The sequence below is a fragment of the Synechococcus sp. CC9605 genome (genome assembly GCF_000012625.1).
In the GTDB taxonomy this organism is placed as follows: Bacteria; Cyanobacteriota; Cyanobacteriia; order PCC-6307; family Cyanobiaceae; genus Parasynechococcus.
The window spans coordinates 766270-782883 of record NC_007516.1; the positions used below are offsets into that span (position 1 = coordinate 766270).

16 protein-coding genes and 1 tRNA gene are annotated in these 16614 nt (G+C 57.7%); 10 read left to right on the forward strand and 7 right to left on the reverse strand.

The window, feature by feature from the left end:
- The first annotated feature begins 16 nt into the window (after positions 1-16).
- Positions 17-232: a hypothetical protein gene (locus SYNCC9605_RS04060; RefSeq protein ID WP_011363794.1), complete on the forward strand. Its 216-nt coding sequence runs from the start codon at positions 17-19 to the stop codon at positions 230-232.
- 2 nt (positions 233-234) lie between these two features.
- Here SYNCC9605_RS04060 and SYNCC9605_RS15045 read toward each other — a convergent pair whose 3' ends face one another.
- Both SYNCC9605_RS15045 and trmH read right to left on the reverse strand, forming a co-directional pair.
- Positions 235-408, reverse strand: a complete 174-nt coding sequence (locus SYNCC9605_RS15045) for a hypothetical protein (protein WP_170950570.1) — start codon at positions 406-408, stop codon at positions 235-237.
- A gap of 63 nt (positions 409-471) precedes the next feature.
- A complete protein-coding gene (gene trmH, locus SYNCC9605_RS04065) occupies positions 472-1161 on the reverse strand; it encodes a tRNA (guanosine(18)-2'-O)-methyltransferase TrmH (protein ID WP_011363795.1) in 690 nt (229 codons plus the stop codon).
- Positions 1162-1201: 40 nt separating this feature from the next.
- Between trmH and SYNCC9605_RS04070 the strand changes: the two genes are divergently transcribed.
- Both SYNCC9605_RS04070 and SYNCC9605_RS04075 read left to right on the forward strand, forming a co-directional pair.
- A complete protein-coding gene (locus SYNCC9605_RS04070) occupies positions 1202-1624 on the forward strand; it encodes an MGMT family protein (RefSeq protein WP_011363796.1) in 423 nt (140 codons plus the stop codon).
- A 3-nt stretch (positions 1625-1627) separates the two neighbouring features.
- Positions 1628-2965, forward strand: a complete 1338-nt coding sequence (locus SYNCC9605_RS04075; protein WP_011363797.1) for a 16S rRNA (cytosine(967)-C(5))-methyltransferase — start codon at positions 1628-1630, stop codon at positions 2963-2965.
- Between the two features lie 9 nt (positions 2966-2974).
- On the opposite strand, the gene SYNCC9605_RS04080 is transcribed toward SYNCC9605_RS04075, so the two are convergent.
- Genes SYNCC9605_RS04080 through SYNCC9605_RS04090 form a run of 3 tightly spaced genes read right to left on the reverse strand, consistent with a single transcriptional unit; the run spans position 2975 to position 6194 of the window.
- Complete coding sequence (locus tag SYNCC9605_RS04080; RefSeq protein WP_011363798.1) at positions 2975-5017, reverse strand: transglycosylase domain-containing protein; 2043 nt, start codon at positions 5015-5017, stop codon at positions 2975-2977.
- The gene (gene chlG, locus SYNCC9605_RS04085) at positions 5014-5967 is read right to left on the reverse strand and encodes a chlorophyll synthase ChlG (protein ID WP_011363799.1); all 954 of its coding nucleotides are present in this window, start codon (positions 5965-5967) and stop codon (positions 5014-5016) included. The genes SYNCC9605_RS04080 and chlG overlap by 4 nt, the downstream gene beginning before the upstream one ends.
- Before the next feature lie 11 nt (positions 5968-5978).
- A complete protein-coding gene (locus SYNCC9605_RS04090) occupies positions 5979-6194 on the reverse strand; it encodes a cytochrome b6f subunit PetP (protein ID WP_011363800.1) in 216 nt (71 codons plus the stop codon).
- 56 nt (positions 6195-6250) lie between these two features.
- On the opposite strand from SYNCC9605_RS04090, the gene hisF reads away from it, so the two are divergent.
- From hisF to SYNCC9605_RS04105, 3 genes are all read left to right on the forward strand, one after another.
- Positions 6251-7021 (forward strand): imidazole glycerol phosphate synthase subunit HisF, encoded by a 771-nt coding sequence (gene hisF, locus SYNCC9605_RS04095; protein ID WP_011363801.1) that lies wholly within the window; start codon positions 6251-6253, stop codon positions 7019-7021.
- Entirely contained in the window at positions 7018-7719 is a 702-nt protein-coding gene (gene ubiE / locus SYNCC9605_RS04100; RefSeq protein ID WP_011363802.1) for a bifunctional demethylmenaquinone methyltransferase/2-methoxy-6-polyprenyl-1,4-benzoquinol methylase UbiE, read from the forward strand. The genes hisF and ubiE overlap by 4 nt, the downstream gene beginning before the upstream one ends.
- Positions 7720-7798: 79 nt before the next feature.
- Positions 7799-8149: a hypothetical protein gene (locus SYNCC9605_RS04105; RefSeq protein ID WP_011363803.1), complete on the forward strand. Its 351-nt coding sequence runs from the start codon at positions 7799-7801 to the stop codon at positions 8147-8149.
- 70 nt (positions 8150-8219) lie between these two features.
- On the opposite strand, the gene SYNCC9605_RS04110 is transcribed toward SYNCC9605_RS04105, so the two are convergent.
- Positions 8220-8873, reverse strand: coding sequence for a hypothetical protein (locus SYNCC9605_RS04110; RefSeq protein WP_011363804.1), 654 nt, complete (start codon positions 8871-8873; stop codon positions 8220-8222).
- A gap of 427 nt (positions 8874-9300) precedes the next feature.
- On the opposite strand from SYNCC9605_RS04110, the gene glyQ reads away from it, so the two are divergent.
- The 3 genes from glyQ to SYNCC9605_RS04125 all read left to right on the forward strand — a co-directional run bounded on the left by glyQ (position 9301) and on the right by SYNCC9605_RS04125 (position 12205).
- The gene (glyQ, locus tag SYNCC9605_RS04115) at positions 9301-10191 is read left to right on the forward strand and encodes a glycine--tRNA ligase subunit alpha (RefSeq protein WP_011363805.1); all 891 of its coding nucleotides are present in this window, start codon (positions 9301-9303) and stop codon (positions 10189-10191) included.
- Positions 10192-10197: 6 nt separating this feature from the next.
- Positions 10198-12093, forward strand: coding sequence for a ComEC/Rec2 family competence protein (locus SYNCC9605_RS04120; protein WP_071813003.1), 1896 nt, complete (start codon positions 10198-10200; stop codon positions 12091-12093).
- A gap of 25 nt (positions 12094-12118) precedes the next feature.
- Positions 12119-12205, forward strand: a tRNA-Ser gene (locus SYNCC9605_RS04125).
- Positions 12206-13320: 1115 nt separating this feature from the next.
- Here the strand turns inward: SYNCC9605_RS04125 and SYNCC9605_RS04130 are convergent.
- Entirely contained in the window at positions 13321-13911 is a 591-nt protein-coding gene (locus SYNCC9605_RS04130) for a hypothetical protein (protein ID WP_041434470.1), read from the reverse strand.
- A gap of 529 nt (positions 13912-14440) precedes the next feature.
- Here SYNCC9605_RS04130 and glgX point away from each other — a divergent pair.
- On the forward strand, positions 14441-16606 hold the full coding sequence (glgX, locus tag SYNCC9605_RS04135; RefSeq protein WP_011363808.1) for a glycogen debranching protein GlgX: 2166 nt from the start codon (positions 14441-14443) through the stop codon (positions 16604-16606).
- The last annotated feature ends 8 nt before the right edge of the window (positions 16607-16614 follow it).

The window sequence follows — 16614 nt, forward strand, 5'->3', positions numbered from 1 at the left end:
CATCGGCACGGGTGTGATGGCCTGGTGGATCAGCTTGCTGTTGCTGAGCATGGCCGCGCTGCTCTGGAAAAAGAGCTGCGACAGCACCGATGATGTGATCGCTTTGCTCGAGCGGATCCTGGCCACCACCCTGGTGCTGGTGGTGGTGCTGGTCAGCCGAAATCTGCTGCTGGAAACGGCGGTGTTGATCGCCGCGGTTCAGTTGCCTGGGGTGCCGCGGCGACCGCGCTGATTTCAGGCTGGTTTCGGTGCCTTCACCTCACGGATCGAAATCCGGCAGGAGCTTGGGAAGATGGCATGGGCCGCTTCCACGGCATGGCTGAGATCGTCGGACTGGAGCATTTCTTCGCCCCATTCGTTGCCGCAGTGGTAGGTGACTGCGTACTGGTGCAGCTGTTTGTTGTCCATTGCTGACAATCCGCTGCTTTGGTTATGGCCCAGGGTTCACGGAGATACAAGTCTTCCGTCGAATCAGCAGCGCAGCTTCACAGTTCGCGGCAACTCCTCCATCAGAGCTCCCTCCTCACTCAAGACGGGGTAAGGCCGTTCCTGCTCCCGGCACCAGCGGGCCACCTCGGGGTAGGACCACTCAAACAGCAACTGCTGGTACTGCTCTGGTTTCAGGCCTTCCCCCTGGGTTGGAGCCAGGCCGGCCACCTGGCGTTGGCGCAGCGCCTCAAAAAGCAGGGTCGCGGTGGCGACCGACACGTTCAGGGACTGAACCATGCCGCGCATCGGGATGAATAGCGCTTCATCCATCAGGTCCCGGGCCTGATCGGTCAGCCCCCATTTCTCCGCCCCGAGCACGAAGGCGGTGGGTACGGTGAAGTCGCACTCCCGGTAGTCCTTGGCATCCACCCCGAGATGGGTTCCGTAGAGCCGGAATCCTTCCCCTTTGAGATGGCGGATGGCTGTTTCGGTGTCGGGATGGTCGTGCAGAGGCACCCATTTCTGGCTGCCCTGGGCCGTGCTGTTGAAGGTGCGTGGTCGCCCGTCAAAACTCACCGCGTGGGCTTCCAGCGCCCCGACGGCATCACAGCTGCGCAGGATGGCGGAGAGGTTGTGGGGTTTCTCCACGTGTTCGAGCAGCACCGTGAGATCCGCCATGCGGTGGTTCAGCACGGATTTCAGCCGCTCAAACCGTCGCGGCAGCAGGGGCATGGGCGGTCAATCGGGTGAGTGCAACAGGTTGGGTCCTTCCATGCTTTGGGGTCTGGAACGACAATCAAGAAGTCAGTGCTTTCTCGCCATCCAGATCCCGCCTGAGGATCCCTCTGTGGAACCGTACGTCTCCGGCGGCACGTTTGATCAGCGTGTCTGGAGCCAGGTGGCCCGCATCCCCCACGGCCGCTTGGCGACCTACGGCCAGATTGCTGAGTTGATCGGTGCCTTTGGTTGTGCGCGTCAGGTGGGTTGGGCGCTGCGGCGTCTCAAGCTCCCGTCAACCGTTCCCTGGCACCGCGTGGTGAACGCTCAGGGCCGGATTTCGATGAGCCTCAGCCGTGAGGGCAGTGACTGGATCCAGCGCGACCTGCTGCTGGCTGAGGGCATTCCGGTGGATGCGGAGGGACGCTTGCCGCTGCGTCAGTTCCTTTGGCACCCGGACGCCCATGCTGGGGCTTGATGCGTGCTGCTTTTGTCTGATTCGGCTCCGATTGGACTGCTGCCGCGCCGTCTCGCCTGGGATGTTTTGCAGGCGGTTGCGGCTGGGGCCTATGCCGATGTGGCGCTGGAGCGGGTGCTGCGGGAGCGGGACCTCAAGCCTTCGGATCGGGGATTGGTGACCGAGCTGGCCTATGGCGCGATCCGCCAACGGCGCACTCTTGATGCCTGGCTGGATCGGCTGGGCAAGGTGCCGGCGTTGAAGCAGCCGCCCAAGCTGCGCTGGCTTTTGCATGTGGGGCTCTATCAACTGCTGTTGATGGAGCGGATTCCAGATTCAGCAGCGGTGAACACCGCTGTGGAGTTAGCCAAAACCAGCAAGGGATTGGCCCGACTGGCCCCTGTGGTGAACGGGGTTCTGCGGGCGGCGTTGCGGGCGCGTGAGGCCGGCGAAACCCTGCAATTGCCCAACGATCTGCCGGCTCAGCTGGCCCTGGCCCATTCCCTGCCGGATTGGTTCACCCAGTTGTTGATCGAGTGGCGCGGGGTGGAGGGGGCCGCGGCGGTGGCAAGCGCCTGCAACCGCGTACCGGATCTGGATTTGCGGGTGAATCGGTTGCGATCGAGTCCTGCGCAGGTGCAGCAGGATCTGGCTGCGGCTGGCATCAGCAGTGAGTCCATCGTTGGTTGTCCCGATGGCCTGCGCATCTCAGGCCACAGCGGCGATCTGCGCCACTGGCCCGGCTATGCCGAGGGCCATTGGTGTGTGCAGGATTGTTCGGCGCAATGGATTGCACCTGTGCTCGATCCCAAACCGGGAGATCGCATCCTGGATGCCTGTGCGGCTCCGGGGGGCAAAGCCACCCATTTAGCGGAGTTGGTGGGGGATCAGGCGGAGATCTGGGCTGTGGACCGATCAGCGGGACGGCTCAAGCGCGTTGCGGCCAATGCCGCCCGGCTGGGCCTTGCCTCCATCAATGCCCTGGCTGCGGATGCCGCCAATCTTTTGGAGCAGCGCCCCCAATGGCGTGAATCCTTCCAGAGGATCCTGATCGATGCCCCCTGCTCGGGGCTTGGAACCCTGGCCCGTCATCCCGATGCCCGTTGGCGGGTGACGCCCCAATCCATTCGTGGTCTTTTGCCCCAACAACAGGCTCTTCTGGATGGCCTTCTGCCGTTGTTGGCTCCCCAAGGAGTGTTGGTGTACGCCACCTGCACCATTCATCCCGATGAAAATCAGGCACAGATCCAGGCTCTGTTGAAGCGTCACCCAACGCTGCGTTTGGAACAGGAGAGCCAGCTCTGGCCGGATCAAGCCAGCGGGGGAGATGGGTTCTATTCGGCGGTGCTGCAGCGGGCCTAGGTCCTTGGATCAATCCCGTGTCCAGCGGCGTCCCTGGCGATCGATGTTGCGGTCTGGAGCGCTGTTTCTCCAGAGGTAAGGCGACTGGCGAGCAGGAGGTGCCACGGGGGTGAGAGCGGGCAGGTCTGTCTCAACCGTCGGTTGAGCTGCATCTTGCTCGGCGGTGGCCTTCTGCTCCGGTTTGGTTTTCGGTGGCTTGGCAATCGTTTTCGGATCGACAGCCAAACGCACTTTTCGCTTCGTCTTTGGTTTGTCGGGGAAGGCGCGGACAGGGATCTCGTCCTTGATTTGAAGCATGAATTGCTTCCAAGCCCATGCGGCCTCGCCGCTGGTGCTCTTGGTGGCGCGGTCGTCGTCGTATCCGAACCAGACGCCCGTTGTGAGCTGAGGAATCGAGCCGATGAACCAGAGGTCACGGGTGTTTTCTGACGTTCCCGTCTTTCCAGCCACCTGGCGATCGTCGAGTTTTGCGGCGATGCCGGTGCCTCCGGTTACCACCCGTTGCAGCATCCAGTTCATGGTGTCTGCCACATCACTATCAATCGCCTGCTTGCCTGGGTTGTCGCTCAGGCGCCGGCTCCAAAGCAGCTCATTCTTGGGTCCGCGAATTTCCTCGAAGGGGCTTGGTGTGAAGAACACTCCGCGATTGGCCATTCCTGCATAGGCGGCGGTCATGTCGAGGATGGTTTGCTCGTAGGCCCCGATGGCCATGGGGTAGTACTTGCCTAGAGGTCGCTCGGTGCCGATGTTGAAGTTGTTGGCAATGTCAATGACGGCTTCAAATCCGACGATGTCTTGCAGTTGGACCGCCACCGTGTTGAGTGAATTCTTCAGGGCATCGGCAAGGGAGATGTTGCCGTAGTACTTATCGCCAAAGTTTTTAGGGCAGTAGCCATTCCAGCAACGCTTCGCATCAAACACTTTGGTTTCGGGCTTCATGCCCCGATCAATGGCCGCGGCGTAGGGAAACAGCTTGAAGGTGGAGCCCGGAGAGCGCAGCGCCAGGATGGTGCGGTTGAACTGGCTCTTGGAGAAATCCTTGCCGCCCACCATCACCCGCACCAGCCCGTTGCCGGGATCGATCGAAACCATCGCGCCTTCGGTGTCGAAGGGGGCATTGGCTCGAATCACCTGCTGAGCTTTTTTCTGCCAGTCGAGATTCAGGCTGGTGCGCACCTTGACCCCGCCCACTTCCAGTTGTTCGGGCGTCAAGAATTTGGGCAGCTCCTGGGCAATCCAGGTGGTGAAGTAAGGCGCAGAACTGTTGAAGTACTTGGGTGTTGCGGGCTTCAGTCCAAGCGGGCTGGTGCGACCGCGCTCCGCTTCGCTGGTGGAGATGAATCCGGCCTGGGCCATGCGATCCAGAACGATCGAGCGCTGTTCTTTCGCCAGATCTGGGTTCACCAGGGGTGAATAAATCGATGGAGCTGGTGGCAGCCCAGCGATCATGGCCGCTTCAGGAACCGTGAGCTGCTCCGGGGTTTTGGAGAAGTAGATCCACGCCGCATCGGCAACGCCGTAGGCGCCGGACCCCAGATACACGTAGTTGAGGTATTGCTCGAGGATCTGCTGCTTGCTCAGCTGCCGCTCCAGCTTCATGGCCAGAGCCGCTTCCTTGAGTTTGCGGGTGATCGTGCGGTCCTGGCTCAAAAAGACGGTTCGAGCCAGCTGCTGGGTGATGGTGCTCGCCCCTTCCCGAACAGCGCCCTGGCGGACATTGGTGACGATGGCCCTCGCGATGCCCCAGCCATCCACACCGTCGTGCTGATAGAAGCGCCGGTCTTCGGCGGCGATGAACGCTTCCGCCACCGTCGGCGGCATCGCACCGAGCTTCACCTTCTCTCGTGTCGCTGGACCCAGCTTCTGGATCACCTTGCCATTGGTGGAGAGCAGGGTGATCGTTCCCGGCCGATTGAAGCTGGCTATCCCGCGGGCATCCGGAAGCTTGGCATCCACCAGTTCCGTTAGTGCGCGCATGCCCAGGGCAGCTCCCACGCCCACCGCAGCTGCTGTGCCAGCGATCAGTGCCCAGTGAAGGCGAGAACGGTTCACATCACCTGGGTCAAGGGGCTGTGGCCCACGGCCAGAGCGGTCACCAACATGCCGAGCACCAGAAAGGGCTGAGCGCTGGCCTGATATTTCACGTCAAAAGCCACGGGGTCTCGCAGCAACCAGATGTCCTGGAAGGTGATCTGAGGAACGATCAAGAGCACCAGCAGAACCGCTGCGAAATGCTGGCCGATCCCGATCAGGACGGCAACCATCGCAAGCTGAAAAACATCGATCATTGCGGCGCTGATCCAGCTGGCCCGTTCGATGCCGAACACAACAGGCAAGGATTGAAGTCCCAGTTCTCGGTCGCCCTCAACGCTCTTGAAGTCGTTGACCACAGCAATGCCAAGGCCCGCAAGGCTGTAGGCCAGGGTGAGCAGTGCTGTGCCCCAGGTCAGCTGCCCGAACAGGGCCTGGCCGGCCCACCAGGGAAGAGCGATGTAGCTGGCACCGAGGGCATAGTTGCCCAGCCAACCGTTCTGCTTGAGCTTCAGCGGGGGTGCTGAATAGATGTAGCTCACAAAGGAGCCTCCCAACGCCAGCAGAAAAACCACAGGCGTGGAGTGGCCGGCCCACTGGTCGAGGCCGTAGGACACGCCCAAACCCGCAAGCAGCAGAACCCAGATCTGCAGCTTGACCTGGCCCAGGGGAATCGCTCCCGAGGGGATCGGCCGGTAGGGCTCGTTGATCGCGTCGATCTCGCGGTCGTAATAGTCGTTTATGGTCTGGGTGAAGCCCGCCAGCAAGGGGCCGCTCATCAACATGCAGGCGAAGGCCGCGAGCACGTGGTCCAAACGCCACTCGTAATTACCGCTGGCTGCGGCACCACAGATGACACCCCAGATCAAGGGGATCCAGGTGACCGGTTTCATCAGCTGCAGCCGCAGCTTCCAGATGTTGGTGGTGCCTGAGGCACCTTTCATCCCAAGCAGCTGACGCGCGTCGCTCACAGAGTCAGTCCTCAGGCGGCGGCGATTTCGTCTTCGAAGAACCAGCTGGTGGAGCCATCGCTGAGCTCAACAACCACACCGATTCCCTTGCCGTCGACGGTGCGGAAATCCTTCACCGTGCCGTTCGCGTCCTTCTTCAGAAGGTCAACCATGGCCTGGGGAATGCGATCACGCACGCGGGTCACGCGAACCTTGGAGCCGATCGAGATGGCGTCACCCTGGGACATGGCCTGCGAGGCTTGGATAGTGGCGCAACCTTAACAGTCGCTTTTGCGCCGAATCGATGGTTGCTCTGCGTCTGATTCCCTGCCTGGATGTCGCCCGTGGACGGGTGGTGAAAGGTGTCAATTTCGTTGGCCTGCGCGATGCCGGCGATCCAGTGGAGCTGGCTTGCCGTTACAGCCGTGCAGGTGCGGATGAGCTCGTTTTCCTCGACATCGCAGCCAGCCATGAGGGGCGCGGCACCCTGATCGACATGGTGCGTCGAACAGCTGAATCGGTCACGATTCCCTTCACCGTCGGCGGTGGCATCAGCACCGTTGAAGGAATCACCGAGTTGTTGCGGGCCGGTGCCGACAAGGTGAGTCTCAACTCCTCTGCGGTGCGGCGCCCTGAGCTGGTTCGGGAGGGGGCCGATCAGTTCGGTTGCCAGTGCATCGTCGTGGCCATTGATGCCCGTCGGCGCGATGCCGGCGGCTGGGATGTGTACGTGAAGGGAGGCCGCGAGAACACGGGCCTCGATGTTGTGGAGTGGGCCCAGCGGGTGGCTGGCCTTGGGGCTGGAGAGATCCTGCTCACCTCCATGGATGGTGATGGCACCCAGGCGGGATACGACCTTGCCCTGACCAGGGCCGTGGCCGATGCAGTCCCCATCCCGGTGATCGCCTCCGGCGGCGCGGGCTGCCTGGATCACATCGCTGAGGCGTTGGACGTGGGCCCCACGGGAGGCCATGCTTCCGCAGCCTTGCTGGCTTCGTTGTTGCACGACGGCGTTCTCACCGTGGAAGAAATCAAGCAAGATCTGCTCTCCCGTGGCCTGACGATCCGTCCATGAAGCCTGGTGATCCCGCGGCGGTGGAACAGCTGTTTGACGCTGTCGCTCCCCGCTACGACCGCCTCAACGATGTGCTCAGTTTCGGGTTGCATCGCCAGTGGAAACGTCAGTTGGTGCGCGCCCTGAAGCCGGTAGCAGGTGAGCATTGGCTGGATCTGTGCTGCGGAACAGGGGACCTGGCCTTGGAGCTGGGGCGCTGGGTTCGCCCCGCTGGTGCGGTGACCGGTCTGGATGCCGCCGCTGCTCCCCTGGAGCGCGCCCGCCAGCGCCAGCGCCAGCAGCCCTGGTTGCCGGTGACCTTCCAGCAGGGGGATGCTCTGCAAACCGGCTTGCCCAGCGCCTGCGCTGATGGCGCGGTGATGGCCTACGGATTGCGCAACTTGGCGGACCCCCTGCAGGGGCTGCAGGAACTCCGCCGGTTGTTGAAGCCCGGCGGCCGCGCCGGGGTGCTCGATTTCAACCGTCTGCCCCAAAGCGGCGCGGCGGCCGCCTTCCAGCGTTTTTATCTGCGTCGCCTGGTGGTGCCTGCTGCCGCCTCTGTGGGCTTACGGGAGGAGTACGCCTACCTGGAGAAGAGTCTGGAGCGCTTTCCTGCCGGCCCGGAACAGGAGCGGCTGGCCCGTCAGGCGGGATTTGCCGGAGCCAGTCACCGCTCGCTCGTGGCTGGACAGATGGGCGTTCTGACCCTCAGAGCGTGAGTCTTTGCCTGTGTCGCTTGCGACACACCCCATCTCTGTCGTAGGAAAGCTGTAGAGAACGTTAAGGGGAGGTTCCGGATTGCCGTTTCCGCTGCCGAAGCTGCTGCCCCGCATTGAAGAGCTGCTTCAGGAAGTGCAGTGGCTGGATGGTTTGATCCTGATCACCGACTCCGACCGTGCCTGTTTCGTTTCCTTCTCGCAGGTGGATCCTCTGCTGCGTCGCCTGCGCCAGCGCCCCAAGGGGCCGGAGGTGGCTGAAAAGCTCTGCATGTCCTTGCTGGATTGCCATGGCAAGGGAGGCGCAAAGCCCGTTTTGGTCTTTCAAGGGGATGGCAGTTTCTGGCTCGGAATGATTGGTCCCAGCGGCAACAATCCGCATCGCCATCACGCCATTGCACACCTGCACCGTTGTCTGGCCTTGGAGGGCTGACCGGCCACTGGGCAGAATCGGAATCCAGGACGCCCCGGACAAGTGCATTTTCAGGACTTCAGTTTATTGTTTAATTAATCGCAACGCTTACGGCTCTACTTAATGTCAAGCCGAGAATATCTAGTGCAATAAAGCTATTTGCTATCGAAGTGTACTTGGCTGTTTTGGTTTTCATTTTGTGCGACGTAACATAATTTTTTATAAAAGTGCCAAGAGAGAGCATTAAATAGTCCGCAGGTGTGGGTATTGGATGCGCAAATTCGATTGCAGGTGCATTGCCTTCCGCGTCTGGGAGGTTAATCCTCCAGTACCACCAAGAGAAGGCGACGACGATGACAGGTATAAACAATATAAGTTCAATCAGAAGAAGTGTAGGGCTTTTTAGGGGGGAGAGTAAAAGGACGTTCATCGTTATGAGTTCTACAGCCCAAGCAATTGATAAGTATATGGCAAGAACATCATTGATTTTTCTGGCTTTGAAGCCTGCGATAGAAAGGACGATCGAGATGCTGAATATGGCGAATGTTGCAGCTCCAAGGGGGTGATTCGGCTCGGTTATGGATTGAAGAAAATTATGAAGAACTTCGAGAACACTTCTCTGAAGACTTTGCTCTACGCCTTCAAGGTCAAGATTCCGGTCGAATTGCTCCGTAAAAATAAATGTTGTTAATAAGGTCAGGCTTTCAAGAGCGTTAAAAATACTGGGTTTTATTCTTTGAGGCACTTGTTTTGAATGTCAATTTATTTTATTAATAGCTGCGCCGGGTGTGAGTAACAACCGCAGCCGTTCTTTTATCAGCGACTCCCCGCAAACAGTCTCGTTCCAAGCGGCTTAAAGGCTCTTTGTAGAACCATAGAGGTTTTAGCTAATAACATTGTTTGAAGACGGTAAGTCGTAAGTGTGCACCTTCGTAATAAAAATAAACATTTATGAATTCATTGCTCTGCCGTCTGTTGATTGAGTGAGTTGCTCTCTGCGCTCACAGCGCTTCCAATGGTTGGACAAACGCTGCTTTGAGAGAATTGTCCAACTCAGGTCCAACTCGCCTAGACAGCGGCGTTGGTGAGTGAGACAGCGCAACACATTTGTGTTTCCTGTCCAACTGATGTCCAACTCCACGGACACCCAAACTCAAAACTAGGACTGCGTTTTGTACTTTCAGGACATCATCAGCACGCTCAACAGGTTCTGGGCGGATCAGGGGTGTCTGTTGTTGCAGCCCTACGACACCGAGAAGGGTGCCGGCACCATGAGTCCCCACACGGTGCTGCGTGCCATCGGCCCTGAGCCCTGGGCCGTGGCCTACCCCGAACCCTGCCGTCGCCCCACCGACGGCCGTTATGGCGACAACCCCAATCGGGCCCAGCACTACTTCCAATACCAGGTGCTGATCAAGCCATCCCCAGATGGCATCCAGGAGACCTACCTGGCGTCACTGGAGGCGTTGGGCATCAAGGCCGCTGACCACGACATCCGTTTCGTCGAAGACAACTGGGAGTCCCCCACCCTCGGCGCCTGGGGTGTGGGCTGGGAGGTGTGGCTCGATGGCATGGAGGTGACCCAGTTCACCTACTTCCAGCAATGCGGCGGCATCGATTGCAAGCCCGTTTCGATTGAGATCACCTACGGCCTCGAGCGGCTGGCTATGTACCTCCAGGACGTGGAAAGCATCTGGGACCTCAGCTGGAACAGCGAACGCAGTTACGGCGAGATCTGGCTGCCGTTTGAAAAGGGGCAGTGCCACTTCAACTTTGAGGCCTCCAACCCGGAGCGGCTCAAGCAGTTGTTCGCCATCTACGAAGCGGAAGCGGCTGATCTGATCGAGAAGCAACTGCCGGCACCGGCCTTGGATTTCGTTCTGAAGTGCAGCCACACATTCAACCTGCTGGAGGCCCGTGGCGTGATTTCCGTGACGGAGCGCACCGCCACCATCGTCCGGATCCGCAACCTGGCCCGCAAGGTGGCTGAGGCTTGGCTGGCGGAACGGGAGGCCCTTGGTTTCCCTCTTTTGAAAGGGGGAACTCTCGAGACAGCGGCCTGATGGTTTCTGCGTCCACGTCGTTCTGCTGATGCCATTGCCCTCTGTCTTCTGGCACTGCTTGTGCTGCGAGGGCTGTTCTGGGGGGTGCCGGCGCCGAGCCGAGTCGATCCATCTCGCCTGATCCAAATGCCGCCTGCGGCTGTGGCGATCAGCGGTCGCTTGCTCGCTGATGTGCGCCGTTTTCCCTCGGGATGTTCTGCTCTGCTGGAGGTGGATTGGATCGAGGCTCGCCGGGTCGATGGACGAACCGAGCTCCAGCTGCCTGCCTGCTCTGCGCCGTTGCAGCAGGGCTGGCGAGTCCAGGCCATAGGGGTGCTGAGGCGTCCGCTGCCAGCGGCGCACCCGCTGTTGCCGGGATCGGCAGAACGTCTGGCTCGTCAAGGCAGTTGGAGTCAGCTGCGGGTCGAGAGCATCGAGGTGCTGCAGCGTCCATGGACGCCATTGGCTGATCTGCGGCGCGATGTTGCCCAGCGACTGCAAAAGATTGTCGGGCCGCGGCGGGGTGGTTTCTTGGCCGCCCTGGTGCTGGGCAGCGCCCAGGTGCAGCTCTCCGCAGACATCCGAGAGGCGTTCCGGATGGCCGGTTTATCTCATGCCCTTGCGGCATCGGGGTTTCACCTCTCCGTTCTGCTCGGCACTGTGCTGATGTTGGCTCGCCGCTGGCCGCCTGGCCTGAGGCTTCCCCTGGCGGCCATGGCGCTGCTGCTGTTTGTCTGTCTCGCCGGAGCCCAGCCATCGGTGGTGCGGGCGGTGCTGATGGCTGCGATGGCCTTGCTGATTCGTGAGGCAGGGCATCACAGCCGTCCCCTGGGGGTGGTGGTGCTGACGCTCAGCGGCATGTTGCTGTTGCGCCCGGCCTGGGCCCTATCGATTGGTTTTCAACTCAGTGCGGCGGCCACCGCTGGGCTGATCCTCACGGCTCCCCGCCTCGAGCGGGCTGTTCAGGCGTGGTTGCCGGATCGCTGCCAGGGGCTGGCAGCGGCGTGCTCCATTCCTCTGGCGGCGCTGGTCTGGACGCTGCCGCTCCAGTTGCTCCACTTCGGTGCAATGCCGTTGTACGCCCTGGTTGCCAATCTTCTCGTTGCCCCGCTGCTGGCGCCGCTCACGCTGCTCGCCATGCTCTCGGCGTTGTTGGTGCTCGTGGGGCCTCCGGCTGTGCTGCCCCTGCTGCTGTGGCCCGTTCATCAGTTGACGGGCCTGGTGATCACCATGGCCAGCTGGATCAGCCACTGGCCTGGTGCACAACTGCTCACCGGCCGGCCCCAAGAGTGGGTGATTGCCCTGTTTGTGCTTGGACTGTTGCCTTGGTGGCTGGGGGCAGGGCCTTGCCGCCGGTGCTGGTCGTTGATCCCCCTGGCAATCGCCCTGTTTGCCCATGGCCTGCTTCAGCTCGGCGATGGCCTGGTGGCGGTGGAGCGGTTCGGTCGCCACTGGTTGCTGGCTCGCCATCGTGGGCGTGCCGCGCTGGTGAGCACCCATGGAGATGCGCGCAGTTGCCGAATGGCGAAGAGACATGCCGCCGTGCACGGCCACGCCCGTCTGGACTGGGTGATGCTCTTGGATCCTGTGGCCACAGAGGTGATGGCCTGTTGGCAAGCGTTGGCGCACTGCGTTGAGGCTCCCCAGCAAGGCCAAGCTCCCATCTCCATCGGCCAGGTGCTTCGGAGTGATGGCTTATCGGTGCAGCACCTCCAGCATCGCTCTGGAGCACTGTTGATGCGGGTGGGTCCTCAGCGCTGGCAACTGTTCCCAAGCCCTCAGGCCTTGTGGGCACTGCAGCATCGGCAGCGATCAAAACCCCAGCAGATGATCACCGGAACATGGCTGGGCTTCAAGCCTTCCGCACCACAGCGGCGTTGGCTTCTGAAGCATGGAGCTGGCTCGCGGTTCATCGGCCTTTAAAGTGCATGTACGCCTGAGGGCGTGTGGAGAGGTGGCAGAGTCCGGTTGATCGCGCACGACTCGAAATCGTGTAGGGGTAACACCCTCGTGGGTTCGAATCCCACCCTCTCCGTATCTAAATAGTCCCGTGTGTTCCTTGCTCGTCCCAAAACCAGTGCGTTGGTAGTCGCTTGGAACCGTCATTCCAGTCGGCACTTTCAGTTTCCGAAGGAGCGATAGGGATACCGCTCCTTTTTTTGTGCCCTGGCGATACAGGCAAATGGGCGCTTCTACGGATGGCGGCGTGTCTGTTGCGTCGCGAATATCTGCTCATCCCTCGCAAGGGGGGATGGATGCGTCATGAGGGGAGCGGGTGGGATCGCTCCTTTTTTTGCTCTTTCGATACAGAAAGCGGTAGTTCCGCTCATGCCTCACTGCTCTGACCCGCCTTAAAACAGGGATGAGGTCAGAGACCGAACAAGTCGGAAACCCAGGTCTCAACGACCTTCAGGGGGGTGTCTGCTCACCCCCCTTCTTAATGAGCGGTTTTACCGATGGTGGAAGTGTTTGTAACGGGCCGAACATAAAAGATCATCATCCGCAAAGAGATGAGTATTTCGAACAGAGCAGAGGGTGGGACCTCTGCTTTTTCTTGGGTTGCTGACCCCGGTAGTCGTTTGGTCGTAATGGCGACGACCAGTAGGTGAACCCCGGGTAATCCTTCGGATGCTTCTTCGGTGAAGGGGCAAATGCGTCGAACTGAGAGGGGGTGGGACCCCTCTTTTTTTTTTGGCAGTTCGTAAACGGCACCCACGGTTCTCCTGACTGCCTCAAGAGGGTGGTGCCGCTGGAGAGAGTCCAGCGTTTTCGACGCGTTCGTCCCCTTGTTGCTGGCGGCACTCCCTGCCGCCCTTTCTTATTGCTTGTTGGCGTCCGAACAAGGAACGGTCGTCACTACCTGTTCTGACGGTTCTCCTACTCCTCACGGAAGAGCACCAGAAGGGTGAATGGGTCGAGAAAAGAGGGGTATGGGCCTCTGGGGGGTGAGAGACCCAGGGGTCTTTTTATGTGGTCCCAGAAGGTCCTAAACAGAGTGTTGTTGGATTTCTGCAAATATGCCCTCAAGGTCTTCCCAAGTGGTTCCATACAGGTCCTATTTCGACCTGTATGGATTCCCACCCTCTCCGTTCCGATAAAAAACGATTGAGAGATAAATCAGTGGTTGATAGTTTTTCGTTTTTAATTGAGCTAATTTGGTGGTATCGTTTTTAAAAAAGACTGCTCAAAAGTATTGATGAAGCAATGTCTTCTGGTTTTGTAGTCACTGAATGTCCTCTGCCATTTTCTATATTCTCGGTGGTACATGAAATTTGAAAGTCGTCTGCTTGCTCTTGCTGATAGTGCTATCAAGGCAGCTTTTAATGATGGTTCATTGCTGGTGTGAAGTCGATCAAGAATGCGTTGGCGCCATTCGTCCGGTGAGGTGTAAAGGGTAATCACGTCGAGCCGTTTGGTCTGCTTTGAAATATGGCGTAATAGCTTCAGATTATTATTGTGATTGATGCTGGTCAGGTCGATATGAAGCAGTAGACAGTTGTTCAACCTTCGTGCTTTTTGTTTCTTGGAATTCACGGGGTCCATTAGCCTCTGCATCCGTTCAACAGTTGAGCGTTTGAAGCGTTGCTTCGGGTTGCAGTCGAGCCGTTCCAGTACGCCCAGGGTGAAGGCGTCATGGGGTGGCTGACTTAACTTTTGGATCAACTTCGATTTGCCTGATCCCGATGCGCCTGCGATGACAATCACGTGGCGGGCAAGCTTTCCCTTCCCCTTGGCTTTCATCGGTTCATCATCATGCAATTTGTATGATCGTTGATGTCTGCTCTTTAGAGGGACATCATTGCCTGAATGGTGACAATACTTCGTTGGATTATGTTGATTTCTTGGTGGCCGCTGGCGCAGTATCGAAGTTATTGAATGTTCTTGATGGGGCTGGCGGGGAAGTGCCTGGCCTGATCAGAAAAAACGTGTCTCGTTAATATCAATGTCTCTTTTTGCACATGAAGAGTTTGGTTGAAGAACTTGAATCAAACTAAGAGTTAATCGATTGGGCGACCGTTGCATCTTCGCTTCAATCGACCCAAGGGACCTTGAGGGTGCCATGGGCCCTACATCAATAACGACCCCCTTGCGCGATTCATCACTTTTTTATTAAGTATTCATTGTCAGTGCGAGCTGATATTTCCCAGGTCGACCTCCCCCCTTATATGCAAACGCTGCTATCCAAGATAAGACCGATTCGTACCAGGTACGGAAAGTTCTAGGGGCTGACGACTCTTCTTCTGCCTTTTTCTCTGCATCGATTACCTCCATGACGATTAGCGCTCCTCCTGTCATTGCATCGCTTAGGGGCAATCCGCTCGAACCACAGGGCACAGCATTTCGTCGTTACACCGGGTCTCCTCACCCTTTTGGAAGCACCGTCGAAGCAGACGGCGTGAACTTTTCTCTGTTCAGCGGCAGTGCTACTGGGGTTCAACTGCTGATTTTCACTCGACCTGAAGACCTTGAGCCGGTCAAGGTCATTACCCTCAGTGCGACTGAAAACAGAAGCTTCAACATCTGGCATGCCTTCATCGAAGGCGTCAAACCTGGCATGGGCTATGCCTACCGGGTGGACGGTCCCCGTGAACCCTGGAACGGCCATCGCTTCGATCCAGAGAAGGTTCTTGTCGATCCGTATTCCAAAGGAAACAGTCTGGCCCTTTGGAATCGCGGAGCTGCCTGCACACCTGGGAACAACCTGCACAGCAGCATGCGCAGCGTTGTTATCGACACCGGCGACTACGACTGGGAAGGGGATCAGCCCCTGAAACGCCCGATGGCCGATACGGTTGTTTATGAAATGCATGTCGGGGGCTTTACCAAGAGTCCGACCAGTGGCGTTAAACATCCAGGCACTTATCTGGGACTGATCGAAAAAATTCCTTATCTGAAAAGTCTTGGTGTCACGGCTGTCGAGCTTCTTCCCTGCTTCAGCTTCGACCACACAGATGTCACCAAGGAACATGAAGGCCGCAAATTAGTGAACTATTGGGGCTATAGCACCATGGGCTATTTCGCGCCTCACCAGGGTTATTGCGTAAGCGCGGATGTAGGAACTCATATCAAGGAGTTCCGTGACATGGTGAAAGCTCTACACAATGCAGGAATCGAAGTGATCCTTGATGTGGTTTACAACCATACGGATGAGGGTAATCATCAGGGGCCGATGTTCAGCTTCAGGGGAATTGATAATTCAACATATTACTATCTGACTGGTGCTAATGGATCAAAAGAGTATTACTACGACTACACAGGATGTGGCAACACATTTAACTGTAATCATCCCGTTGGCGAAAAGCTGATTCTCGATTCACTAAGGTTTTGGGTGGATGAGATGCATGTTGATGGTTTCCGATTCGATGAAGGTTCTGTGTTGAGTCGAGGCGAAGACGGTTCTCCATTAGAGCATCCTCCAGTGATTTGGGCGATTGAACTCGACGATATTCTTGGCAAGAGCAAGGTGATTGCTGAAGCTTGGGATGCTGCAGGTCTGTACCAAATTGGTTATTTTCCAGGAGCGCGATGGGCCGAGTGGAACGGTAAATACAGGGATTGCATTCGTCGTTTTATTAAAGGTGATGCGGGCATCATCAGTGAGGTGGCCTCACGCATAACGGGCAGTGCAGATCTCTATCAGTGGCACCACCATGAACCTGTCAATAGTGTGAACTTCGTCACGGCACATGATGGATTTACTCTTTATGATTTAACTGCGTATAACGAAAAGCATAACTGGGCGAATGGGGAAGATAATAACGACGGAATTGATGAAAATTTAAGTTGGAATTGTGGCGTCGAGGGCGAGACTGACGATCAATGGATTAATGATATGAGAAAAAGGCAGGTCAAGAACTTTGCCGCAATTCATATGCTTTCTATGGGTGTGCCCATGATTGTTGGTGGAGATGAATACATGCGGAGCCAAGGTGGCAACAACAACACCTATTGCCATGATAACGAGATCAATTGGTATAACTGGGATCAGATTGAATCAAAAGAAAGTCAGGAGATGATTCGATTCTGGTCACTCCTAATTGGGAAAAGAAAAATGTATATTGACCATTTCCGTGGTCGTTATTTCACAGGTGAATCAAACAAGTTCGGGCTTTCCGATATTAGCTGGCATGGTACGCAATTGAACAATCCAGGCTGGGACAACAGTGAAGCTCGATGTCTTGCGATGACCCTTGGAGACACGGCGGAGGATACAGATCAGACTCACAATGTTCACGTTATGTTCAACATGTTTTGGGATGCCATCGAATTTGAAATTCCTCAAATTCCTGGCTTAGTCTGGTATCGAGCAATAGATACTGCTTTGCCTTCACCTCAGGACATCGCGTCTCCCGATCAGCAGGTTGCTGTTCAAGGAAACAGCTATTTGGTAACTGGCCGCAGCATCGTGACGCTCGTCTCTCGGGCGTCGACATAACTTTGATT

Coding starts and splice junctions, on each gene's coding strand:
- SYNCC9605_RS04130 (WP_041434470.1), bottom strand. CDS start 13,911: ATGAAAGCCAAGGGGAAGGGAAAGCTTGCCCGCCACGTGATTGTCATC.
- SYNCC9605_RS15045 (WP_170950570.1), bottom strand. CDS start 408: ATGGACAACAAACAGCTGCACCAGTACGCAGTCACCTACCACTGCGGC.
- glgX (WP_011363808.1), top strand. CDS start 14,441: ATGACGATTAGCGCTCCTCCTGTCATTGCATCGCTTAGGGGCAATCCG.
- hisF (WP_011363801.1), top strand. CDS start 6,251: ATGGTTGCTCTGCGTCTGATTCCCTGCCTGGATGTCGCCCGTGGACGG.
- SYNCC9605_RS04060 (WP_011363794.1), top strand. CDS start 17: ATGGCCTGGTGGATCAGCTTGCTGTTGCTGAGCATGGCCGCGCTGCTC.
- SYNCC9605_RS04070 (WP_011363796.1), top strand. CDS start 1,202: ATGCTTTGGGGTCTGGAACGACAATCAAGAAGTCAGTGCTTTCTCGCC.
- ubiE (WP_011363802.1), top strand. CDS start 7,018: ATGAAGCCTGGTGATCCCGCGGCGGTGGAACAGCTGTTTGACGCTGTC.
- trmH (WP_011363795.1), bottom strand. CDS start 1,161: ATGCCCCTGCTGCCGCGACGGTTTGAGCGGCTGAAATCCGTGCTGAAC.
- SYNCC9605_RS04090 (WP_011363800.1), bottom strand. CDS start 6,194: ATGTCCCAGGGTGACGCCATCTCGATCGGCTCCAAGGTTCGCGTGACC.